Raw genomic sequence first — 25340 nt, 5'->3', positions numbered from 1 at the left:
CCCGCATCATTCTGCCCATTTGCCTGTCTTGCTGTCGAGAATCGGCAGAATGATGCGGGGCAGATGGATCGTTTGCGCAGGTAGCTTGTCAGGCGTCCGGGTCAAATTCGAGGGCGGCTTTGGCCTTGTCAAAATCGGTGGTGTCTTCGACGACCCGGCCGTCGCGGAGCACGATCGTCCGCTTGGCGTTGCGTGCAATGTTGGGATCATGGGTGACCAGGATCACCGTGATCTGCTGCTGTTCATTCAGCTCGCGAAACAACGCGATCACCTCGCGACTGGTCCTCGAGTCCAAGTTGCCGGTCGGTTCGTCCCCCATCAGGATCGACGGACGATTGACCAGAGCCCGGGCGATCGCGACGCGCTGCTGCTGACCGCCGGAGAGCTGGCTGGGATGATGATGGTAGCGGTCACCCAGCCCGACCTGGTCCAACACTTCCCGCGCTCGATCATGCCGCTGGCGAGCGGACATGCGCGGGCCATACATCAGCGGCAACTCCACGTTTTCCAGCGCCGAGGTTCGATTGAGCAGATTAAAGTTCTGGAACACGAACCCCAGTTGTGTGTTGCGGATCCGCGCACGTTGATCGCGAGTCATCGAAACGATCTCTTCACCGTCAAGCCGATAGCTGCCGTGCGTCGGCCGATCCAGACATCCCAGCGTGTTCATCAGAGTGGACTTGCCGCTGCCGGAGGGTCCGACCAACGCGATGAATTCGCCCAGTTCGATCTCCAAACTGACCGTGCGCAGCGCATGCACTTTGACCTCGCCCAAGTCATACTCACGTCGAACGTCTCGAAGCTCGATCAATGCCACCTGATTCACTCGTACCGAAGCGCGTCGATCGGATCTAACTTGCTGGCGCGGCGGGCGGGATAAAACCCGAAAAACACGCCGACCGCCGCGGCAAACCCCATCGCAACCATCGCGGCAGGAAACGACACCACCATCGGCCAATCCGTGCCCGGCTTGTAGACGTTGATCAACATCGTCGCGGCCATCGACATCGCCGTTCCGAGCGCCAACCCGATCACGCCGCCGATGCTGGACAACACCACCGACTCGATCAAGAACTGATTCAAAATGTCACGACCGCGAGCCCCCATGGCCATTCGGATGCCGATCTCACGCGTCCGTTCAGTGACCGAAACCAGCATGATGTTCATGATGCCGACGCCTCCGACAACCAACGAAATCCCCGCGATCGCCGATAGCATCAACGTCAACGTCCCGGTGATCATCCCCAGGGTTCCCGCGACCTCCTCCATGTCGGTGATATCGAAATCGTCTTCTTCTCCCGGAGCGATCTCGTGCCGTTCGAGCAACAGATTCCGAATCTGGCGCGTCGCCATGCTCGTCTGATTCGTACTGCGTGCCGACACCATGATCGCATGGATGTTGTCCATCGGAGATCCCAGCAATCGCTTGCGCACCGTGGTCTGCGGCATCAACAATAGATTGTCCTGATCATCACCGACCATATTGGCCCCTTTCTTGGACAGGATCCCGATCACGCGAACCGGCAGATTGTTCACTCGCAACGTCTGGCCGATCGGGTTGGTGGTGCGAAACAGTTTCGGAATCAAGGTCTGCCCGATCACACACACCTTGGCATTCGAATCGAGATCGGCCTGGCTGAAAAACGAACCGGCCTCCAGTCGCCAATTGCGAACCAACAGAAAATCGGTGCCGACGCCCAGCATTTCCTTCGGGCTCCAGTTCTCGTTGCCGTAGATGACCTGACCGGCTGTGAACACCAGGGGTGATGCGGCCAACACCGCCGGACACTGTGAACCGATCGCTTCGGCGTCGCCCGCGGTCAACGACGGTGCGTCGTTCTGGCGGACACCGCCTTCGGTGGTTTGCCCGGGAATCACAAAGATCACGTTGGTCCCCAGGTTGGCCAATTCACCCTGCACCAACCGGTTCGCCCCCTGACCGATCGACACGATCGTGGTCACCGCGGCAATCCCGATCACCACGCCGATCACCGTCAACACGGCGCGCATCTTGTTCTTCAACAAGGCCCGCAGCGCGATTCGAACGGTATCCAACAGAGACATGGAGGGGGCTACTGAATCACTTGGCTACTTTTTGACTTGCTCGCCGGTCACCAACAAAGCACCGACCGATAGATCGCCCGACTTGAGTTCGGTGAACCCGCTTTCGCTCAACCCCGTTTCAATCTCAACGGCCCGCAACCACCGGCCGTCGTCGACCCAGACATGACGTTTGCTCCGAGCTTTGCGTTTCGCCGCTTTCTCGGCCGCCGGCAACTGCGCCGGGTCATCGCTGCGCCCATCGGTGGACTTCCACAACGAGCCATCAATCAGATGCCGATCCGACGGTCGCACCAAGTCGACGTCTGCGGGAAAGAAACGCAGCGCGGCGTTGGGCAACTTGGGCACGCCGGAGATCGAGTCGACCTCGAAGGAGATGCTGGCGGTCATCCCCGGCAACAGCTTCAAATCGGGATTGCCGGTCGCAATGACGACCGGATAGGTCACGACGTTTTGGTTTGCGACGCTGCTGACACGAATCTGTTCGATCTCGCCGGCGAACAGTTCGTCGGGGTGCGCGTCGACCGTGAACGTCACCGGCCTGGATTCCGCTTGCGCCTTTTGAACCAGACCGATGTCCGCCTCGTCGACCGAGGCGAACACGTGGACCTTTTCACGCAAATCCGGCGCAACGATGAACAACTCCGGCGTCTGAAAGGAAGCCGCCAGCGTTTGGCCGGGATCGATCTTTCGATCGATGATGACGCCATCGACCGGGGCGGTGATCTCGCAATAGTTCAAGTTCGCCCGTGAATTCTCCAACGACGCTTCGGCCTGCTGAATCATCGCTTCGGCGACCTTCAACTGGGCCTCCAGCGATTGCAATTCGAACACCAACGCATCCATTTCGGTCTCGGACAAAAAGCCTTCACTCTTGGCGTACAGTTTCCGGCCGCGCTGATAACTCTTGTTCGCCTGTACCAACTCCGCCTCAATCCGCTCTCGTTCGGCCTGTCGCGTCGCCAAGGTCGCTTCATCTCTGGCGACGTCGGCTTTGAACAGCCGCGGGTCAATTGTCGCAAGCACGTCGCCCTTCTTGACTTCGTCATTGAAGTCGACGTTCAACGCCTCGATCGGCCCCGAGACGACCGACCCGACCGAAACAGACTGGACCGGACGCACCGAACCGGTGGAATTGACATAGCGGGTCACGTCCCCACGGATGATCGCCGCGGTCTCCCAGCGCACTCGGTTCCGCTCCTGCCAATACGTCACCGCCGGTTTGTAACCGAGTGTACCAATGCCGATCAAAACGCTCATTACGACCAGCATTTTGACAAACATCTTCATTCAACTGCAGACATCGAAAAGCAGAACGACAACCCTCGCCCACTCCCAGTCTAGCGAATCGAGCAGGCAGGCAAAAACATTGTCCGTCTGTTCGCGTTCCGATCACGTTTCTTGGCAACGATCGCCGGGTCGCTTTTGACCGCCGCCCCGGTTGGTCCTCGTTCACAAGACTCCGCCTGGGCTGCGCAAAATCGTTCGATTCGTTCGCGTTTTCGTTCATGGAAATTTGGCGTTTTCGATTCCGCGAAACCCTGTTGGGATCAGCCGTTTGGCGCCAGCCTACGGGCTTCCGTCATAACTGGGGCCTCCGCAAAGCTGGGGCCCGAACGCTTGCACGAATCGGCTGATATCACTCGTGTTTCGTCGCCCGATGGATGCTGTGAGTCGACCATCCTCCGCGGAATGATTTCGTTGGAATCCTGATCGACCGCAAAATCCAGATTTTGCACAGCCCAGGCTCGGCCCGCGAACAAGTGCGATCATCAACGGACGATTGATGGGGTGCGCGTCGGCAAGCCTTGGATCAGGACCACATCTGAAAATCGCCGGCCGCTTCGAAGGCGTGCTCGTAGTGCTCGATGCGCACCGGTGACGGCTCACCCTTGGGCCACCAGATGGCGATCACGTCGAATCGACAGGGCGTGCCGAGCAGGTTGCGGCGTTTGAGAAACCGCAGCGCCGCGCGAGTGATTCGGGCTTGCTTGTTTTCATCGACCCGATCGGCGGGATGCCCCGGACGTGTCGTCTGCAGCGTCTTGACTTCGACAAAGATGACGCGGCGGGACCGTTTGTCGGCGGCGATCACATCGATCTCGCCGGCCCGATCGGATTCACTTTCCGCGACGACCACCAACCCCTTTTGGCGCAGCAGTCGGGCCGCCACCTGCTCACCCCGACGGCCGATCGGCGCGTCGGGATCGATCCGCCCGTAACGCCAATCGGTGTAGCGGTCGCGGCATCGCCGCATCGCGGCTGCCAGCGAGGTGCGTTTCATGGTCGCGAAACAGCGATCGGCTTGTTGGACAAATCCAATGTTCGGAACCTTTGACGGTCATGCCAGTCCGACGCGTGAGCGAGGGACGCCGGGTGGCCTCTCGCTCACGTGTCGGGCTGGCATCGTTGCGTTGCCCCTGTCGCGTCCGGCGCTTCAACAAACCGTAGGCGGCTTCCGATACACCGACGGGACAAGCTGGCAGCCTGTCCCACGGGCGACCCCGCCGGAGCCTACGATCGGCGGCGTTCTTTCAGACGCACGGCCTTACCGACACGGTCACGCAAGAAGTACAGCTTCGCGCGACGGACGACACCGCTGCGTTTGACTTCGACCTTTTCGATGCGCGGGCTGTGCAGCGGGAACTTACGTTCGACGCCTTCACCGGCGACGATGCGGCGGACGGTGAACATCTCCTTCGATCCGCTGCCGGACATCGCGATCACGACACCGGTGAAGACCTGGATCCGCTCCTTGTTGCCTTCCAGAATTCGCAGGTGAACGTCAACGGTATCGCCGATTTCGAACTTCGGCGGGTTCTCTTTGATGGAGGTCTGTTCGACCTTGGCCAGAATTGCTTGGCTCATCGTTCTACTCTCTTCGTCTGACTGATCGCCGAAGTCGCCAGACTTCGGGCGTGGAATTCAAAGTTCCCGGGCTCTGGCGAGTCCGGCACCATGGTGCTGTGTATCTACTCTTCTTCGTCGAACAAATCTGATCGACGCTGTTTCGTTCGGATTCGGCTTTGCTCGGCCCGCCACGCGGCGATCGCCTCGTGGTTTCCGCCCAACAAAACGTCGGGAACGCGGTGCCCCCGAAAGTCTCGCGGCCGCGTGTACTGTGGGAACTCCAACAACCGGTTTCCGCGGCTGAAGGAATCATCCACATGACTGTTTTCGTCACCGAGCACGCCGGGCAGCAACCGCACGACGCCGTCGATGATCGTCATCGCCGCGACCTCGCCCCCGTTCAGGACAAAGTCGCCGACACTCACTTCCTCTGGTTTCACGATGTCGACCACTCGTTGGTCGAACCCTTCGTACCGCCCGCACAGCAGCATCACTCGGTCGCTGGTCGCCAAGTCTTCGGCCATGCGTTGGTCAAAGCGTTTGCCTTGCGGCGTCAGCAATATTTTCCTGGCCGGGGTCGCCGCCATCCGGTCGATGTCTTCCACACAGGGCACCGTGACATCAACCTGCAACAGCATTCCCGGGCCTCCGCCGAACGGTCGGTCGTCCACTTTTCGGTGCGGCGTGTCGGCGGCCCAATCCCGCAAGTTATGTCGGTGGATTTCGACCAACCCTTTGGCGATCGCTTTCTCCAACAAACTTTGCGTCAGGTAACCGTCGAAGATCGCCGGGAATAGCGTGACGATGTCAAATCGCACTCGTCTCTCCCCCGCGATCCTGATTGCCGATGAAAAGGGAACGGTTCAACCGCGTCGGATCACTCGGCCGTCGCTTCGGCTTCGGCAACCGCTTCACCTTCGGCGGCGGGTTCTTCCGCAGCAGCTTCTTCGGCGGCCGGTTCTTCTTTGGCAGCCGGTTGTGGCGGTGCGGCGGGCGCGGGGGTGTATTCCTTTCGCTTGCCGAGTCGCTCGAGAGCTTCTTTTTGGGCGTCCAAGTGTGTTCCGTCGGTGCCGTACTTCTTGATCAACACGGCGACCTTTTCGCTCGGCTGTGCACCGACGCTCAACCAGTGATCGACGCGATCACTTTTCAGCTGAACACGCGCGTCGGTTTCGGGGCACATCGGGTCGTAGTATCCCAACTCTTCGATCACCCGACCGTCGCGCGGCGACCGCTGGTCCATCGCACAAACTCGGAAGAAAGGTCGGTGGGTACGACCCATCTTTTTCAGACGGATTCGAACTGACATTTCAAACTCACTCCAGGGAAAAATAAATTGTGTTGGTGAATCGCTATCTCTTGTTTCGCTTCTTTTGACGCTTCAGCTTCTCGCGTTGCTTTCGCATCTTGGCGCGTTCGGCATTGGACAATCGCTTTCCGGTGCCTTTTTTGACCCGCATGCCATCCAGGCTGCCGTTGCCGCTGGCCATCGCTCCTTGCAACTGCTGCATCATCTTGGCCCGATCCATCATCGAGCCGCCCGCCATGCCCTGCATCAGCGGCTTCATGATCTCGAACTGCTTGACCAGCTGACTGATCACCGGCGTTTGCACCCCGGCCCCCTTGGCAATCCGTGTCCGACGCGAGGCGTCGATGACCTTGGGGTTACGCCGTTCGGCCGCGGTCATGGCATTGATCGCGCCGATGGTTTGCCGGATACCGCCGGCCGCCTCTTCGCTTTCCAGTGCTTCCTTGAACTGGCCCATGCCGGGCATCAAGCCCATCATGCGGCCCATCAGCCCCGGCTTGCTGACCTTCTCCATCATGTTCTTAAAATCGTCCAACGTGAAGTCGCCGGAAGCCATTTTCGCTTCCAACTCCTCGCGTTCCTTCTCGTCGACGATCCGATGGGCCTCCGCGGCCGCGGCCACGATGTCGCCCATCTGCAAGATCCGGCCGGCCATCCCCTCGGGACGAAACGGCTCGAGTGCATCAAAATGCTCGCCGGTCCCGATGAATTTGATCGGCACGCCGGTGACGTGTTTGACCGACAGCAACGCCCCGCCGCGGGCATCACCATCCAGCTTGGTCATCACGACGCCGTCCAGCTCCAGCGACTTGTTGAACGCGTCGGCGCTGTTGACGGCGTCTTGACCGGTCATCCCGTCGACCACCAGGTAGACCTGGTCCGGGCCGACCTTCTTGTCGATCCGAGCCAGCTCCGCCATCAACTCCTCGTCGATGGCCAAGCGTCCTGCGGTGTCCAAAATCACGACCCGCGAGCCTTCCGCTTCGGCCTTCGCGACGCCGTTCTTGCAGACCTGGACGGGGTTTTTGTTGTCTGTTTCGCTGTAGACCGGCACGCCCAATTGCTCGCCGATCACCTTCAATTGCTCGATCGCCGCAGGCCGCTGCAGGTCCGCCGCCACCAGCGTCGGCTTGATCTTTTGCTCGATCAACAACTGCGCCAACTTGCCGCAGGTCGTCGTCTTTCCGCTCCCCTGCAACCCGCACAACATGATGATCGTCGCGCCATCTTTTTTCAGATGAATCGACGGATCGACCGGCCCCAAGATCGAAACCAACTCGTCATGGACGATCCGGACCAGCTCCTGCTCCGGCCGCAGACTCAGCAGTACCTTCTTGCCGAGCGCCCGCTCGGACACATGTCCCATGAACTCCTGGACGACCGGGTAACTGACGTCCGCTTCCAACAGCGACCGCTGAACGATCTCCAGCCCCTCGCGCATATTGCCTTCGGTCAGCTTGCCTTTGCCACGCAAGCTCTTGAACGCCGACTGCAAACCGTCTGAAAGGGAATCAAACACGCTGAAAAAAGGGAATCACGAGTCAATAGACAAAACCCCACCAGTCGAAGCACCCAACAGGCGCACCGATAGCGGGCACGGGAAAGCCCGGCAGTGTACGAGGGGCAGGGCCGTTTTGTAAATGGAGAAAGCCCCTACTTTGCCAGGGGTTTCTCCGGTTCGGCCAACCCGGTGACCTCCAACACCCACTCCAGCGGACCGTCGGCAGACACCAAACCGGTGTGAGTTTGCGGAAAAGTCTTCCTACTCGCCGGATTCGGCAAACCCAATGCACTTTCAACGGTCACCGCACCGTCGCCCTTGCCGTCAAACAGCTCCTCGGCATCCATCAGCTGGTTGATCCGAGCCGCGTAGGCCTTGGAGACGGCCAGACGAGCCAGTTCGCCCGGCAGCGCGGCGGCCAAGCGGTCGCGACGGGACTTGGTCAGAAAACTCTTGGTCCCGGCGGCCAGGTGGAATTGAATCCCCGCCGGTCGCTCCCGGCGATGCAATTGCAGCAAAAACGCGCTGCCCGGCTGGAGCGCCTCCGCGGCCTCCCCCCGCCCGTCGGCGACCGTGTTGAGCGCCCCGCGTGTCCCCGTGGCCAACCGCACCAGGACGTCAAACAACTCCAGCTCGTCGTGAAACGATGCCAACGCGGAACCGCGAAAGGGGGTACCCAGCGTCACCACGTGCGGGACCGTCCGGGCCGGAAAGTCACTCTCGGTCACCGCCCAGGTCGACACCAGACCGCCCAGCGAATGCGCGACCAGATGAACCCTTGCGTCGGGATGCTCGCGACCGAATTCGGCGAGCTGCTCGGCCAGACGGCGACCGATCTCCGCCGGCGGCCCGTCGTTGGGGTAATCAAATCGCATCGACGCGATTCCCCGCTCGGCCAACGCCTCGGTGGCCCCGGCAAACGTCGACTCGCCGCCCTCCAATCCGTGCACGAACACCACTACGTCATCGACATCGCCGACGTCCTCCCGCCCGATCAATCGCGGCGGCGCCAGTTGCTTCATCAAGTCCCACTTCGGCGTCTGCTTCAAGCGGATCACCAACTCATCGTCGCTAAGGCTGAACTCGATCTTTCCGACCAGTTCCAGCGCGACTAACCCGAGTCGATCTTGATTGCCGAACTCGCGCCACCGCGGCGTGTCATCGGCCCGGCCCCCCATCGCACGCCGCAGTTTGTTTTCGTCGTAACGTCCCTCGACCAGCGACAGCCGGATCGTGCTGGACGCCGGTTCGACCGATGCTTCGGTCGACACTTCGGCCGGCGTCTGTCCGAGCGGCGACTGGGCGAGCGTCGGTGTCAACGGGCCGCACAGGATGACGGCAGCCGCGATCACCCCGGCGGCTCGAACGCGACGGATTCCCAACCGAGTCGACTGAATCCACAACACGAACCAAGACGCCACAAAACAGAACCCGGACATGACCGCCAGCGCACCGGCAGACCTCCACTGGACCGTGCGCGCTTGCTCGGGCGGCTCGGTCGTCACCGCAAACGAACGCAACCATTTGTCCCCGTAACGGGACAGGGTCGCATAAGAAAACAATGACGTGGCCCACAGCGGTCGTTGTTCTTCCACCCAATCATCCTCCCACTCGTCTTCATCTGCTTGCTCTCCGTCGGCGTCCGACTGCTGCGAAAACACCGTCAGCGATTCATAGTCCGCCAGGGGCTCGTAGCCGTCGGGGTCCGAGATCGCGAACGGCGCGCTGAACAGAATTTGAAACATCATGACGACCGGCAAGATCGCCGCGGCCAACAACGGTCCGCGCCCCGCCATCGCCGAAATCAACAACCCCAACATCGTCGCGGCGATCGACACGCCCAACAAACAGAGCACGACACCGGGTAACTGCATCGCCCGCTCGTCGACAAAAAACGAGCGAGCCAACCAGCGATCACGAATCACATACAACAAACCCGCAAACACCAGCGTCTGTAACATGCCGGCGATCACGAGCACGACCGACTTGGCCGACAGCAACTGACCCCACGTCACACCATAGGACCGTTCGTAATCATACAGTTCACGATCCCGCGTGATCGAAAGATGGCTTCCGCTGGCCGACATCCAGATCACCGACACGACCGCCAAGAATCCCAACCGATTGATCGGGCCAATCTGGCCGTACAACCCATCGGCGACATCACGATCCGGGTCCGTCGGCACGCTGATCGCAATCGCAACGGCAAACAACACCGGCACCAACAGCATTCCGATCATCAAATGCGGAACACGGAGCGGCCCCAGTGACAACCGCGACAACTTCGGTGAGGTCAGTTTTTGCCGTTCGCGACGAAACAGAATCGCCATCCGATTGCAAAAACGAAACATCGCCGACGGCACATCATCCTGATCGTCTGGCAATCCCGACTGCCCAGCCGAAGTCTGCGCCGCGTCGCCGGTGCCCTCGACCGCGCCCCCATCAGGCGTTGGACGCATCGTGATCACGCGATCAAACGAATCGAGCACATGGCGGTGATGAGTCACCGCGACGATGGTTGCACCGCGGATGGCCAACGAGCGCAATAGCAAGATGACTTCGCCGGCCGTCTCGTGATCCAACCCGCTATCGGGCTCATCCAACACGATCACACCGGCACCGGACAACAGCGCCCCGGCGATCCGGAACCGACGCAGTTGCCCGCCGCTCAGCTCTCCCGGAAACTTGTCCTTGGCCGACGCGGGCAACCCGACTGAATCGAGCGCCGCATCAATTTCAAAGGGCAACGGTTCGCGTCCGTACAGCCCCGCGATCGCGAGCAAAGCATCGCGGAGTCTCAAGTCATGGTGTACTAAATCACGCTGCGGCACAAAAAACACCCGTCCGGCCGTGTCGACGTCCCCGGCCAACCCGCTGCCGTCGCGGATGGTTTCCAACAACGTCGACTTCCCACAACCGCTGGGGCCGACCAGCGCCGTCATTTCACCGCGGGATAGGTGCAGCTTGGTCGGGGTCAAACGCCCGTCCACTTCCGCGTCCACGGCGAGATCGAAGCCGGCGATCGGTGTGACCGGCGTCAAGATGCCTTTGCTCTGGTTGAACTTCCACCCCAGCGGACCGATTTGAACGACCGCACCATCCACCAGCTGCGACAGCGACATCGACCGACCGTCGACGAACACGCCACGATGCTCCGGACACAGATCGACCAGCCATATCGAATCGGACTGGCCCGGCAAGAAGGCGACGTGCCGCTGCTGCAGTTCGCGATGACGAAATGTCTGCACGTCGAACCCATCAAACGGCTGGTCATCACGGCCGACGATCACTCCTCCACCCTCGGCCAACCGAATCACCGCGCCGGCATTTTGAAATTCAATCGCCGGCCGCGCGACTGTCCCGCCATCCAGATTCAAACAGGGCGCGACGTCCAGTGTTCGATAAGCCGTCAACGGAAACCCGCACCGCGAGCAACTCCCCTGCCCTGCCCCGACAACGGCAGCGCAACACGGACAAGTCTCGCCGAGTTCCCCCTCCATTTTTTGACCACCCAATTTTTTGACCCATTTCCCCGACCACGACGTCACCGAGTCACCGCCCAGCGAATCACTGTCGGGCGACTCACTGCCCCTTGCCCAGCAACTTGGCCTCGTAACGAAAATCCGTTTTCACATCGCGTTGCCATTTTGTGCCGAACAGCAAATGATTCTTGCTGCGAACGTTTGCTTGAATGTCGCAGGTCCCGTTGGCCTGCAGAACCAGGTAGTCTGATTTGCCATAAAACACGCGTCCTTGAATCCCGCGGACGCGGGCGTCGTAGCGTTTGGCGTTCTGGTCCAGTGACATCGTCAGCTCGCCACGTTGGATCGCCAACTGTCGACAAGTCTGGCCGTCGTAGGTTTCATCACGCAGGTACTTCAGTTTCAGCGAACCGTCGGACTGTCCGCCTTGCTGGTGAACCATCATCCCGCCGGCATCCTTGGCATCGACGTCCCAACTGTCGCCCACCGGACGGTCGACGTTCTCCATCACGTAGTAATCCAACAGCGGATCGGCCGCTTCGGCCCAGCGTCGAATGTCATCCAGCTTGACCGTGACCGGGCCATCGGTTTGCCGGACACGTGTCACGCCCAATCCGTTGGACCAAACGACTTCGAATGTGCATCCGGAGTACTGCGCGGGGTCTTCGACAAGTTGGGCTTCGTCGATTTGTGTCAATCGCTCCACGTCAAACCCACTGACCTCCGCCAATCGCGTCAACGCCCGTTCGTATCGCGGGTCGACCTTGCCGTACGTCACCACCAGCTTGTAAGCGACATCGGCCGGTGGCAATGCCGTGCGTGTGACATCGAGCAATTGCTCCAAACCGATCTTCAGGATCGGTGACGCTTCGCTGAAATCGGCAACACGCAGTCGTTTCTCACTTGTGATCCGTTGTTGGGACGCTTCCAAAACCTCGATTTCAAAGGTCACGTCGCCGAACTCGCTTGACACCACGCGTGTCTTGCTGGAATAGCGATTGGTGTAAACCACGTTGGTGCGGCCTTCGATGCCCCAGTTCTCGTTGACGGCCAACCCTCGAATCCGCAACACCTTCGATGCCGCCCAAGACTTCCCGACCGGGTAACGCTGCAACAGCTCACGCGTGTCGATCTTCGCACGCTTCGGTGACGACTTGTCGGCGCCCAATGACAACCACTCGCTCGGATCGACCGCCGACGACGGACAGGCCACGGCAACGGTGATGAGGAAACAAAGTAGGTAACGCATGCGTGGGTTCTCCGAGCGGCATCAGGTTTCAGGTTTCAGGACGGCAACGTGGGTGGACCGGCAACGATTCAAGGAGCGGCGAGATAAAAAGGGGCAAAACGATGGGGGCAAAACGATTTCAGACGCGACCACTCCCGGTTCTTACCGCACCTGCCCGCCATCACATCAACTCTGACCGCAAAGTTTTCCATCATTCCGCCCCCCATCACACTGCCTTCCATCATTCTGCCTTCTATCGTCTTGCCCCCATCGTCTTGCCCCCATCGTCCTGCCCCATCGTCTTGCCCCATCGTCCTGCCCCATCGTCCTGCCCCATCGTCCTGCCCCATCGTTTTGCCCCCATCGTTTTGCCCCCATCGTTTTGCCTCATCGTTTTGCCTCATCGTTTTGCCTCATCGTTTTGCCCCATCAATCCAGCCCGAACGGCAAATCATCCATCGGGTCCACGACTTTCCGTTCCCCCGCATCGACGACCACCTCCGTCGACGAAGATTCCAGTTTCACCGGAGGCCCGAAGCGGACGTTGGTCGAAAGCAGCACGGCGTAGCCGCTTTCGCTGTTCTCCAGCTTCAACCCTTTGGCCAGTTGCCAAATCAACAGGGGGCTATCGAACGTGTGCTCGATCACGGTTTTGTCCCAATAGGGGATCGAGCTGTCTTGTTGCACCCAATACGTCAGCGTCTCGCCGGCGTGATAGCCGTCGATCTGCAGGCCGATCGATTCATCGGTCCCCTCGGCCGACGCCCACACCCAGTCAACCGTTTCCGAATCGGACGGCGTTTCGAAACCGATGACGTGTGCCACGAACTTGTTCTCCTGGGCGGCCTTGATCACTCGTGTACGAAGATCAAAGGAGCGGACCTCCAGCGCCTCGGCCAACCATTGCCCCAAGAACTCCTTCACCAACCCCGACGGCATCAGGTCATGCTGCGTGCGGATTTCATCGATGCTGCGATCGCTGCGGGCCCACTGCGTCCAGCGGGAATGGGCCTGGCCGAGTGCCACGATGCGGTCCTGAGCCTGCTGGATGACCGAATCATCCCAAGGTGCGTCGACGGAGCGCTGGATCAATCGGCGGAGTGGTTCGTCGGCGATCCGCCATTGCATTTGCCCTGGCAATTGCTGCAGCTTGGCCAATCGCTCGTGCCACTCGCTGGGCTGAAAATCAGCAGACGTGGCGATCGCTTGTTCCAACGCCCGCCCGGCAATCGCATCGGTCCAGCGGTCACGGTCGTTGGGACGCACCGATGCCGGTTCGGGGACCGCGACGGCCACCGGCGTCGCGATCGAGGCGGGCATTGTGTTCTCGATGGACTCGGCTCGCCGTTGCAATTCGTCCACCCGGTTTTCCAGCACCGCGAATTGTTGATCACGCTCGCGCAATTGGCCGATGTTGCGGTACAACGACCATCCCATCGCGACCACTGCGATCCCCAATGCGGCGATGACCAGCGACGTCGCCGTCCGGCTGCCGGTCGCGGGGCGCGTGGTCAATTCGCGGATCGTGGCGTCATCGACGCTGCCCGTTGCCCCCTCGCGGATCAGCGCGAGGGCGAGTTTCCGCAACCGTCGATCGCTGCGAGAGCGTTTTAGATTCTTGATCAAACTTTCGACGAACTTCCCATCCTGTCGACTCAGTTCCCAGATCTTGTGCACCGACGCAGACGAAAGTGCGATTTCGGCCAGCACGATGCCCAACGCGTACCAATCATCGGCCGGTTGCGCAGGCTTTCCCGACTGCAGACGCGCGGTCGTCCAGTAGATCGATTCGGGGTCACCGCCGTGGACCGCATCGGCTTGAGCGGCAAGTGCCGGATCGATCCACAGCGTTGCGGTCGGTTCGGTCTGGGTCCCGCGATTATGAAACGACGCGGACGTGATGCGGCCATAGCATCGCCCGGCATCATGCATCGCCTTGAGCGATCGTGCGACGTCGATCCAGGAATCAGCCAGCGACCGCAAAGCTCCCGGTTGGAGACCATCGATCGGCAACGGCTCGAATCGGCGAAAGGCATGTAGCGGCCGGTTGCCCTCCCCTGGGTCGCCCTCAACCAGAATCGGCAGCGAGCATCCCGGCAGCAGTTTTCCTGCGTCAAGCGTCGAGAAATCAGAACGATTGACGTCGTGTCGAGTCATCTCGGCTCAGGCGTAAAAACAGGGCGATCCGGGGCGCAGTACCAGTAGTTTAAGTCGCCGTGTTTTCCGAACTCGGCGTCCGAAGAGCGAAACGGTGCCCGACGCCGACCTCGGAGAGGACGGCGACGATCCAGCCAATCCCAGGCAAATAGGCGCCGGCGTCGCGACATGCTAAGGATAGCACGCCGAGAGCGGTCTATCGGACATCGACCCAATCCATCCCGGCTGCCTGGGCGGCCTGGAAACCGAGCGGAGAATCCTCAAAAACGACACAGTTTTCCGGTTTCACCTCGATTCGGCGGGCCGCCTCCAGAAACACGTCCGGTTCGGGCTTGTGCCGCTGGGTGTCTTCGGACGTGACGACGACGGAAAACCAGTGGTCGATCCCCAGTGCGACCAATTGCTTTTCGACCACGACGCGTCCGCTGCCACTGGCAACCGCCATCGGCTTTTTCCCGTGAAAGGCCGCGGCGATTTCACAGACCGCCGCCATCGGCTGAACCTGGTCGATCAAGCTTTGAAATTGTGTCTCTTTCTCCGCCGCAACCGCCTCGGGGTCGACGTCGACGCCATGTTCACCGGACAACAAGGCGACGATCTTTGCACTCGGCATCCCTCCCATCGAATAGAATCGATCTTCTTTGAATTCGATCCCATAACGCGACATCGTTTCGCGCCAGGCGACATAATGCACGGGCATCGAATCGGCCAAGGTGCCGTCACAGTCAAAAATCAAGCCGTCGTATCGTTCAAAGTCGTTTGCGTTCATCACCAAAGAATCGCACACGACGCCCCTTTTCGGAACCCGCCCCGCGCCAGACCACGCTTGTCATATGAACCAGCCCCCTCAAATCACCCCACAGGTGTCCCACTCCTCGTCGGGGAAAGACGGCCCGCAAACCGATAAATCGGGCAGCGAGAACATTGCGTTTTGCGACTCGATCTTCGCCAAGGCGTTCCAGGCCAGCGCGTCGGACATCCACTTCGAACCGTTCGAACAGGCGTTTCGGGTGCGAATGCGGGTCGATGGGGTGCTGTCCCAAATCGCCGCCGGCCCCGCGGCCGACTACCCCCAGATTTCCTCACGCGTCAAAGTGCTCTCGGAATTGGACATCGCCGAACGACGGCGGCCCCAGGAAGGCCGGTTGCGTCTGGTCATCAGCGGCCGCAGCGTCGATTATCGGGTGTCGTCGGTCCCCACCCGGTTCGGTGAAAAGATCGTCTTGCGGGTCGTCGATGCGACCGGGCTGAAAGCCGACCTGACCAAACTGGGCATGAACCCCAAGGAAGCCCAATTGATGGCCCAGGCCACCGGCCAACAGTACGGCATGTGTCTGGTCACCGGGCCGACCGGCAGCGGAAAAACGACGACGCTCTACTCCGCGCTCAACCGGCTGAACCAGATGGACCGCAACATCTCGACGATCGAAGACCCGGTCGAATTTGACGTCTTCGGCATCACTCAAATCAATGTCCGCCGCGAACTGAACATGGACTTCGCCCAAGTCCTGCGGTTGCTGTTGCGGCAAGACCCTGACGTCATCTTGGTCGGCGAAATCCGTGACACCGAAACCGCCAAGACGTCGTTTCAAGCCGCGATGACCGGCCACATGGTGCTCTCGACGTTGCACACCAACGACACCGTTTCGGCCATCGCGCGATTGCGCGACATGGAGATCGAACCGTTCTTGATCACCGCGGGATTGAACGTGATCGTCGCCCAGCGGTTGGTGCGACGCATCTGCCAACATTGTCGAGCCCCCGTGACGATCTCCGCCGCTCAACTCAAATCGCTCGGCATCAGCGAAGAACAAGCGGCCAAGGCGAGTTTCCATCGCGGACGAGGCTGCGCGAAATGCAACGGATCGGGCTGCCGCGGCCGGGTCGCGATTTTTGAAATGCTGACACTGTCTTCGAAGCTTCGTGACATGATCTTTGAAAACGCGTCGGTCGAAGCACTCCGCAAACAGGCGATCAAGGAAGGCATGCGAACCCTCCGCGTCAGCGCGCTCAGCAAAGCGTTCCAGGGTCTGATCACGCTGGAAGAAGCCGCCCTGTTCTCCGGGCGGGCCTAGTGCATCATGTTCTATAAGCTGAGCGCTCCGCACGTCTCGATCCGTGAATACATGTTTGAAGGCAACGTGATCACGATGCCGATCGTGCTACTGATCGCGTGCGTCGTCAAACTGCTGCGGATCCCTTTGCCCGGATCCACCGACCTTCCCCCGGTCGCCTCGTTGCAACCGTTTCGCGTGCCGGCCGAAAAAGTCGACCCGGAGATATTGAAAGCGATCACGGATCTGGATTTGCAAGTCCATGACCTGGGGTTCAATCGCATCGACCTGATCGGAATCAACGACCGGCAAAACAACACCCGCTACGGCGGTGCGGCCTACCGATCACCCGACGGCGAGACCGTGGCCTGGATCCGCTATCGACTGTGGCCCAACTTGGAACGGCGAAATAAGTTTGCCCGCCTGGCGCTCTATTCACTCGGCCCCGGCGGGGAAATCATCCTGACGACCGCCGCGACTCGGGACCTGATCGATCCGCCCGACTGGCACGTCCAGTACCACCCCAAGGCCGCCGCAAACCAGTTGCGTGATCTGCACCAAGCTCACGTTCGAAAAGTCCTGGGAAACACGCGGCCGATGCTCGCCGGCGACACCGAGTCGGCGTTCGAACTGCTCGAACACACGCACAAGGAGTTTGTCGACTTCCAAGTCGAGCGCGGCGTGTTCGTCCCCCCGGCCCCAAGCCAAGCCGCGGTCGCCGACGATGATGTCCCGGTCGCCGAACTCGCCGACGCCTCGGCGGAGATCACCTCTGATTCAGACAGCCAAGAAACGGCCGCTTTGGCCGATGAAGTCGTCGCCGACGAAACGCAGCCGATCATTGAAGCGGTCCGCAAACAGGAAACCAAGCAATCGGGATGGCTGACCAAACTTGCGATCCTGGCCGTTTCCATCCTGCTGTTCATCGGGCTCGGGGCGTGGCAATGGGAACTGGAACTGGTGTTGATCCTGGTCCCGATCCTGTTGGTGCATGAACTGGGACACTACGTCGCGATGCAAGTGTTCGGGTACAAGAACATCCACATGTTCTTCATCCCGTTGTTGGGCGCCGCGGTCAGCGGTCGCAACTATCGCGTCAGCGGTTGGAAAAAGGCGATCGTCGCACTTGCCGGCCCGTTGCCCAGCATCGCGATCGGACTGGTGCTCGGCGGCGTGGGCCTGATGCTCGGCAACGAGTGGTGTGTCAAAGGCGCCCTGATCACGTTGATCCTGAATCTGTTGAACCTGGCGCCGTTTCTGCCCCTGGATGGAGGCCAAGTCGCGCACGTGACGTTGTTTTCGCGATCCAAAGTCATCGACTTGCTGTTCCGCATCGGAACGATCGCGGTGCTGATGCTGGTGGCGTGGTTGCTCGACGCAAAGCTGCTGCTGGGAATCGGCGTCGCAATGGCACTCGGGTTACCGACCGTCTGGCGCACGATGAAGGTCACCGAATCGATTCGAGATCGTGAGCTGCCCGAACCGAGCAACGACAGGATGCCCGACGCTGCGATCCGCGTCGTCGTCGATGAAATCCAACGTGCCAATCTGCCGACCCAAGGCACGTCGACATTGGCCAAACTGACACTGTCGGTTTACGAAAGCGTGATCACCCGACCGCCCTCGTGGCCGGCGACCCTAGGGATCTGGGCCCTCTATTTCGGCGGTCTGGTCTCCGGCATCGTGGGCATGATCGTGATCACATTGGCCAGTGTCGGCGGCGGGCTGTTTGACGATCTGCCCGATTTCGAATCGCAGTATGAACAGGTCGAAACCGAAGACGGGCAATTCCGACTGGGGACTCCCGATCCCGACCCCATGGCGACCAAACTGGACTTGTTGGTGTGGCGATTTGCGGATGCCGACCAAGCTCGTGCGGCCTATGACACGCTGGTCGGATCGACCGATGACTCGGTCGCAAGACTCGGCAACGTCGTGTTCACCAGCACGATCGCCAGCGGCAACGATGCCCGATTCGACGACGAAGATTTCTTCACGGGTTTCGAAGCGTTCGCGGCCAATGACCCACGACTCGATCGACTAACCGATGCCCAGTGGCGGCGATCGTTCGACGGCGATTTCCCACAATTGATCGTCGCCGTCTCCAGCGACACCGCCGAAGAAATGATCCAGGCATCCGAAAGCATGCCGTACAACATCGGCGACTCGGTTGCGATCTCCCCCTGGACCCCGAAGATCCAAGCGAGCAAAGACCAACTGGAATTGCAATCCAAACTGCGCGTCCTGCAAGGCAAAACCGAACCGTTGCCCTGGGAACAGCCCCCTCCGGCCGATCCGGATGACGCCGCCGAAGACAACGAACCGGTCGACTTTCGCAAGCTGATGCGCCGGTCTGCGGAGCGTTTTGAGCAGATCCAACAGAATCGAATCGATTGGATCCGCGAGCAAGCCCAAGCCAGCGAAGGCGCCGCCCGCCGACTTTACACCGCCTACCTGGACTTCGAATCCGAATCCCAAGCCTGGCGACAAGACGAGCGCCCGCACGAGCAAAAAGGACCACCGCCGACGCTTCCCGATGCCCTGGCCCCCCTGCTGCCCGAGCTCGGCTACCTGCACCCGGACCACCCCCTCCGCCCGACCAGTGTCAACGTCGACGCGTACCGCCTGGAACCTGAAGACGAAGACGTGATGCTCGACGAGTCCTTCCCCTTGCAGCGCGATGGCCGATCACTCGTCTACCTGCACCTGTCCCCCACCCGCGACGCCGCCGCCGGCTACGCCACCGTCCACGCCTGGCTCAAGAACCATGGCATCGAATCCGTCGCCTGGAGCTACGACACGCCGGTGGAGTGAGGTTTCAGGTTTGTCGAACGGCCTCCTGCCTGCATTTTCCTGCCCCCCATTTTTCTCCCAACTCCCAACTCCCAACTCCCAACTCCCAACTCCCAACTCCCAACTCCCCCGATTTGCTAGCAAAACTCTCTTTCCTCGAATCACCTTCCACGGCCGAAACGATCTACCCTTCTGCCCCGCCGGCCACCTAGAATCTCGGGTGAACTGTCGCCACCGAAGGGGATTGCATGGATGCATGAACGGACCCAGCGAGCCGTCGCTCGATTGTTGTTCGTTTTCTGCTGCGCGGTCCCGACGTCGATCGTCTTTCTTTCGATCCTGGTCACCTGGACGCCGTGGTACCAGGCCAACAAGCTGGCCGAGCTGACCCACCATCTGAATCTGCAGACGGGGTTGGTGTTTGAAATCGGGCGTTGCGAGCGTGTCGCGCCGGGTAAGTACATCCTGGAGAACGTCCGGGTCAGCGATCCGGATTCCCGCCAGCACGTCGTGACGGTGCGTCTGATCGATTACCTTGTCGAGCGTGAGCGGGCGGCGATCATCTTGCACCAGCCGGAATTCCAGTCGGCCGGGCTGGGTCACGCCTGGACGATGCTGCACGACCGTTTGATCAGCCGTCCGGCCCAGACGGTGGTTCCGATCTCGATCCTGGCGACCGATGTCAGCATCCTCAGCCGCACCGGATCGATGCCGCCGGTCGACGTCTCGGCCGAGATCACGCCGGAGGGCGACAGCGTTCGGATGATCGCTCGGGCCGGCCATGCCACACGTCATGTCGGCCCACGTCTGCATGTCGAATTGTTCCGCGATCGCGACCGCGAAGTGCCGGCGACCGAATTGGTGCTCTCGACCGAAGGCACCGCCCTGCCCTGCTCCGCGCTTGCCGAGTACGCGCCGGCGATCAAGCATCTGGGAGCAAACGCGGAATTTGTCGGCGTGATCGCCTGCCGTCAAACGCTCCACGGCTGGACCTATGACCTGGGCAGTTCCTCCCTGACCAAGCTCAGCTTGAACGACCTGACCGATCATCTGCCGCACCGCGTGATCGGCGAAGCTGAGGTCCAGTTTCGACGCTGCGTGATCCATCCCGGCGAATCGGTCAATCTGGTCGGCACGCTCAAATCGTCCAAGCCAGCGAACCTGCGGATCAAGACACCGCTGCTGGCGGCGATGCGTGATCACCTGGGGATGGCTGTCGACGAGCGTGAATTGGTTCCCAATCCGAACGGAATTGAGTGCGAATTGGCCCTGAACTTTGACATCCGCGATGAAACGATGACGCTGACCGGCATCGGCGACAACGTCGTGCTGTACTCCCGCGGTCGACCGATCGCCGCCCCACCGGCGGAGCTGATTGATGCCGACCGGATCACCGCGATGCTGGCACCGCCGAGCCGCTGGATGGCCGGTTGGAACTCCATCCTGTTGCCCTCTTCCCCCACCGCCGCTGACGACGCTTTGCCTGCAGCAGCATTTCGAAGCGTCCGCAACCTGGACGGCGACGCCTCGATCCGCCAGCAGTAGCCAAGCGGAGAACAAACCCTCACTGGCAGGGAGGGGCAAGCGGCATGCCCTCGTTCCAAGGCTCCGCCTTGGAACGCACTGCATCGGTGGCTCCCGCCACACACGGTCGAAAAACCGGAGGCGGAGCCTCCAGAAAGCCCCGTTCCCAGGCGGAGCCCGGGAACGAATGGATGATACGATCCCTCGTTCCAAGGCTCCGCCTTGGAACGCACTGTAGTCGTGGCTCCCGCCACACGCGGACGGAAATCCAGAGGCGGAGCCTCCAGAAAGCCCCGTTCCCAGGCGGAGCCCGGGAACGAGTGGATGACACGATCCCTCGTTCCAAGGCTCCGCCTTGGAACGCACTGCAGTCGTGGCTCCCGCCACACACGGACGGAAAACCGGAGCCCTTGAGTGATTCGATGCCGTACGCTCGCCCTTAACGGCAGATCATCAACAGACCGCACAGGTCGGCATCGACGTCAGACGGACACACACTCGATTGCTGCTATAAAACAATTCCACGCTCTCGACCTTCACGTTCGGAACCCTGTGCGATGACTGAGCCCCCGCTGGAACTTGGCACGTTGCTAAGAATCGCAAACCAACATCCGCAAGACGATGCCGCCGCGGCGATCGAGATTGCCAAGGCGCTCTTGCTGCGATCGCGTGCCTTGCAAACCCCTCAGGAACGCCACCAGCAAGCCGAGCTGGACCGCATGATCGGTCGGCCCGAGGACAAGGCCACCCTGGTGGAGATGACCGACCAAGCCTTTCGCACGCACAGCCCGGCCCGCGTCGCCGATCAGTTGACGCACATCCTGGACGTCCAAGGCGTGCCACGTTTCTTCAGCCCGCTGGAACAGACCATGCTCCGTGGGTTCCAAACCTTCGGCGGCTACCTGCCCGGTGTCGCCGTGCCGCTGGTCAAGGACAAGATGCGACAGGAAACGGCCAACGTGATCCTGCCGGCCGAAGACGAACCGCTGCGCGAGCACTTGGCCGCGCGTCAGGAATCCGGCGTGCTGATGAACGTCAACTTTCTGGGGGAATCGTTGCTCGGCGAAGAAGAAGCGAATCGTCGCTTGCAGAACTACCTGCGCGCGCTGCAGATCCCCGAGATCGCATGCATCAGCGTCAAACTGACGACTTTGTTGAGTCAGGTTTCGACGATCGCCCGCCGTCACACCGTCGGCATCGTGGCCGATCGCTTGGAACTACTGTATCGCGCCGCTGCCCGCGAGCGTTTCAACCGTCCCGACGGCACGTCCAGTTCCAAGTTCGTCTACCTGGACATGGAAGAGTACCGCGATTTGCATCTGACCGCCGACGCGTTTGTCGAAACACTCGATCGACCGGGGCTGGAAAAGGTGCGCGCCGGGATCGCCTTGCAGGCGTACATCCCGGATTCATTTGACGTTCTGACCGATCTGATCACCTGGTCGGCCAAGCGAGTCCGGCGCGGCGGTGTTCCGATCACCGTCCGGTTGGTCAAAGGCGCCAACATGGAAATGGAACGCGTCGAAGCCTCGCTGGGCGGCTGGCCGCAAACGCCGTACACGGACAAGACCCAAACCGACGCGAACTTCAAACGCATGCTGCGATCGATGATCGCCGCCGCCGCCCAAGGCCACTTGGTGATCGGCGTCGCGTCGCACAACCTGTTCGACATCGCGCTGGCGATGCTGTGGGGATCGCGCACACCGTTGACCGCGGCCGACACTTCTGACTCGGGTCGATCAACGGCGCTGGAGCGGATGCAGTTCGAAATGCTCGAAGGGATGGCCAATCACCAGCGCCGCGCCTTATTTGAATCCGCACCGCGGATGCTGCTGTACGCCCCGGCCTGTCGCCGTGAAGACTTTATCAATGCGATCGGCTACTTGATTCGCCGCTTGGACGAAAACACCGGCAAAGAAAACTTCTTGCGCTATTCGTTCCGCCTGACGCCGGACTCGGACACCTGGAACCGACTGGCCGACGGTTTTCGCGATTCACTGGCGATGATCGACAGCGTTTCGACGCAACCCCGGCGCAGCCAAGACCGGCGTCAGCCACCCGCCCGACCGGCCGCAGCGGCCCATTGGAGTTCCTTCGTCAACGAACCGGACACCGACTGGGCGCTCACGCAGCACAGCGAGTGGGCCGAGTCGATCGTTAACGACTGGAAAGACCGCTGTGATGACCGCGCCGTGCACGTCCCCTTGAACGTCGGCAGCGAAACACGCGATCCGAATTCATCCGCGGGATCGGACGACCGCGGCTTGAAAGAATCGGCCGACCCGTCACGCCCCGATCACGTCGCATGTCGATTCACCCAGGCGACCGACCAAGACGTCGACGATGCGATCGCGTGCGCGAGCAACGATCCGGATCGATGGCGACAGATGTCCTGGGATGCGCGGTACGAACTGTTTCGCGCGGCGGCACAGAACATGCGCCAGCGGCGCGGCGACTTGATCGGTGCGATGATGATCGACGGCGGAAAACTGATCAGCGAGGCCGACCCGGAAGTCAGCGAAGCGATCGATTTCACCGAGTTCTATCCGCTGACCGTCCAAGCGTACCTTCAGCGTGCCCGGGGTCGGCAAAGCCCGTTTTCGGCATCACCGCGCGGGACCGTTGCGGTGATCAGCCCATGGAACTTTCCGCTGGCGATTCCCTGTGGCGGTGTCGTGTCCGCGTTGGCCGCCGGCAACACCGTGATCCTGAAACCGGCCAGCGATACCGTCTTGCCGGCCTATCTGTTGGCCAAGTGCTTTTGGGACGCCGGTGTTCCCCAGACGGCGCTGCAATTGGTTCCCTGCAGCGGGTCGGGTGCGGGCAAACGTTTGGTCACCGATCCGCGAATCGACGCCGTGATCCTGACCGGCGGCACGGAAACTGCCAAATCGATGCTCAAGCTGCGGCCCGAACTGCACCTGATCGCCGAAACCGGCGGCAAGAACGCGACGATCGTCACGTCGCTGTCCGACCGCGACCTGGCGATCAAGCATCTCTTGCACAGTGCTTTCAGCCACTCCGGACAAAAATGCAGTGCCACCTCGCTGCTGTTGCTCGACCAAGAGGTCTACAACGATGTGGACTTCCGAAACACGCTGGCCGATGCGGCGGAAAGCCTGCCGGTCGGATCGGTTTGGGACCTGTCATCACGCGTCGGGCCGTTGATTCGCCCACCCAGCGGCGTGCTGGAACAGGGCATCAAGGAATTGGAGCCCGGTGAAGAATGGCTGGTGATGCCGCGTCGGATCGGCGACAACCGCCAACTTTATCGACCGGGAATCAAGTGGAACGTCCGCCGCGGCAATTTCACCCATCGCACCGAACTGTTCGGCCCCGTGCTGGGCGTGATGTCGTTCACTCGACTCGAAGAAGCGATCGAGATGGTCAATGCGACCGGATACGGCCTGACCAGCGGGCTGGAAAGTTTGGACGATCGCGAACAACAACTGTGGCGTGACAACATCCGCGCCGGCAACCTGTACATCAACCGCCCCACGACCGGAGCCATCGTGTTGCGTCAGCCTTTCGGCGGCATCGGCAGCAGCGGTTATGGGCCGGGTGCCAAAGCCGGCGGACCACACTACGTCCTGCCGCTGATGCGATTGGAAAACAACACCTCGGCGACGACGGACTCTTCCGACGCCACGTCCTCGCCAACGACGACCACCGCAGCAGTCACCGCTTCGATCGATGACGCTTATGACGCGATTGAGTCGATCGGTGCTACCGACATCGACATCCGCCGTGCGTCACGATTCGCCACTTCTGCCAAACACGTCGTCACCAACTTGACCGGCACGATGCACGACCACGTCGGATTGATCGGCCAAGACAATTGGCGACGTTACCTGCCGGTCGGCCAGCTTCGCGTGCGGTTGCTGGGCGACGAACCGGCGGGCGATCTGGCCAACTCCATGCTCGCCGCGGCGGCGGCCAACTGCGCCGTGACCTATTCCGTTGCCGAGAACGCCGACGAGTTAATCCCGACGTTGGAAGCGATCTCAGATCACCTGATCGAAAACGCCCGTTCCACGTGGCGCTGCGAATGGGTGCAAGAATCCGACGAGTCGCTGGCCGAGGAGATCTCCGACGGTCGCGTCGATCGTCTGCGTCTGCTGCTGCCCACCAAGTCGCTTCCCAAGCTGATCCACGACGCCTGCAGGACTGAATTCATCAGCATCATCGCCGAAACGGTGGTCGATGACGCGGAGATCGAAATGCTGCGTTACCTGAACGAACAATCGATCTCCGACGACTACCACCGCTACGGCAACCTGGGTCGGCGACAAACCGCGGAGTAGCGGTCGGGTGATGACGGCTGATCATCAATCGATTTCAGCCGGTTCGCGCAAGCGTCCGGGCAACGATCTGTCGATCA

The 25340-nt window shown here is 60.9% G+C and carries 16 protein-coding genes; 4 read left to right on the top strand and 12 right to left on the bottom strand.

Annotation, left to right across the window (positions count from 1 at the left end; translation table 11 throughout):
- Positions 1–88 precede the first annotated feature (88 nt).
- From Mal15_RS03465 to Mal15_RS03410, 12 genes are all read right to left on the bottom strand, one after another.
- Positions 89–817 carry an ABC transporter ATP-binding protein gene (locus Mal15_RS03465; protein ID WP_147866489.1) on the bottom strand — a complete coding sequence of 243 codons (729 nt, stop codon included), beginning with the start codon at positions 815–817 and terminating at the stop codon, positions 89–91.
- Between the two features lie 5 nt (positions 818–822).
- A complete protein-coding gene (locus Mal15_RS03460) occupies positions 823–2064 on the bottom strand; it encodes an ABC transporter permease (RefSeq protein WP_147866488.1) in 1242 nt (413 codons plus the stop codon).
- Positions 2065–2088: 24 nt separating this feature from the next.
- On the bottom strand, positions 2089–3351 hold the full coding sequence (locus tag Mal15_RS03455) for an efflux RND transporter periplasmic adaptor subunit (RefSeq protein ID WP_147866487.1): 1263 nt from the start codon (positions 3349–3351) through the stop codon (positions 2089–2091).
- 523 nt (positions 3352–3874) lie between these two features.
- Positions 3875–4345, bottom strand: a complete 471-nt coding sequence (locus Mal15_RS03450) for a YraN family protein (RefSeq protein WP_147866486.1) — start codon at positions 4343–4345, stop codon at positions 3875–3877.
- Between the two features lie 230 nt (positions 4346–4575).
- Positions 4576–4929 (bottom strand): 50S ribosomal protein L19, encoded by a 354-nt coding sequence (gene rplS / locus Mal15_RS03445; RefSeq protein WP_147866485.1) that lies wholly within the window; start codon positions 4927–4929, stop codon positions 4576–4578.
- Between the two features lie 104 nt (positions 4930–5033).
- Positions 5034–5729, bottom strand: coding sequence for a tRNA (guanosine(37)-N1)-methyltransferase TrmD (gene trmD, locus Mal15_RS03440; protein ID WP_147866484.1), 696 nt, complete (start codon positions 5727–5729; stop codon positions 5034–5036).
- Positions 5730–5788: 59 nt separating this feature from the next.
- Entirely contained in the window at positions 5789–6220 is a 432-nt protein-coding gene (gene rpsP / locus Mal15_RS34875) for a 30S ribosomal protein S16 (RefSeq protein WP_147866483.1), read from the bottom strand.
- 43 nt (positions 6221–6263) lie between these two features.
- The gene (gene ffh / locus Mal15_RS03430; RefSeq protein WP_147866482.1) at positions 6264–7739 is read right to left on the bottom strand and encodes a signal recognition particle protein; all 1476 of its coding nucleotides are present in this window, start codon (positions 7737–7739) and stop codon (positions 6264–6266) included.
- A 134-nt stretch (positions 7740–7873) separates the two neighbouring features.
- The gene (locus tag Mal15_RS03425) at positions 7874–11134 is read right to left on the bottom strand and encodes an alpha/beta fold hydrolase (protein ID WP_167546621.1); all 3261 of its coding nucleotides are present in this window, start codon (positions 11132–11134) and stop codon (positions 7874–7876) included.
- A 169-nt stretch (positions 11135–11303) separates the two neighbouring features.
- Positions 11304–12452: a hypothetical protein gene (locus Mal15_RS03420; protein WP_147866480.1), complete on the bottom strand. Its 1149-nt coding sequence runs from the start codon at positions 12450–12452 to the stop codon at positions 11304–11306.
- A gap of 408 nt (positions 12453–12860) precedes the next feature.
- Entirely contained in the window at positions 12861–14588 is a 1728-nt protein-coding gene (locus tag Mal15_RS03415) for a hypothetical protein (RefSeq protein ID WP_147866479.1), read from the bottom strand.
- A gap of 196 nt (positions 14589–14784) precedes the next feature.
- Positions 14785–15357, bottom strand: coding sequence for a beta-phosphoglucomutase family hydrolase (locus tag Mal15_RS03410; RefSeq protein WP_147866478.1), 573 nt, complete (start codon positions 15355–15357; stop codon positions 14785–14787).
- 64 nt (positions 15358–15421) lie between these two features.
- On the opposite strand from Mal15_RS03410, the gene Mal15_RS03405 reads away from it, so the two are divergent.
- From Mal15_RS03405 to Mal15_RS03390, 4 genes are all read left to right on the top strand, one after another.
- Positions 15422–16663: a GspE/PulE family protein gene (locus Mal15_RS03405; protein WP_147866477.1), complete on the top strand. Its 1242-nt coding sequence runs from the start codon at positions 15422–15424 to the stop codon at positions 16661–16663.
- Between the two features lie 6 nt (positions 16664–16669).
- On the top strand, positions 16670–19456 hold the full coding sequence (locus Mal15_RS03400; protein ID WP_147866476.1) for a zinc metalloprotease: 2787 nt from the start codon (positions 16670–16672) through the stop codon (positions 19454–19456).
- 231 nt (positions 19457–19687) lie between these two features.
- Positions 19688–20980 (top strand): hypothetical protein, encoded by a 1293-nt coding sequence (locus Mal15_RS03395; protein WP_147866475.1) that lies wholly within the window; start codon positions 19688–19690, stop codon positions 20978–20980.
- Positions 20981–21516: 536 nt separating this feature from the next.
- Entirely contained in the window at positions 21517–25263 is a 3747-nt protein-coding gene (locus Mal15_RS03390) for a proline dehydrogenase family protein (protein ID WP_147866474.1), read from the top strand.
- Positions 25264–25340 lie beyond the last annotated feature (77 nt).

The sequence above is a fragment of the Stieleria maiorica genome (genome assembly GCF_008035925.1).
Taxonomy (GTDB): Bacteria; Planctomycetota; Planctomycetia; order Pirellulales; family Pirellulaceae; genus Stieleria; species Stieleria maiorica.
Note: the sequence above shows the minus strand (reverse complement) of the source record. Positions and strands in the feature narration are given on the sequence as shown.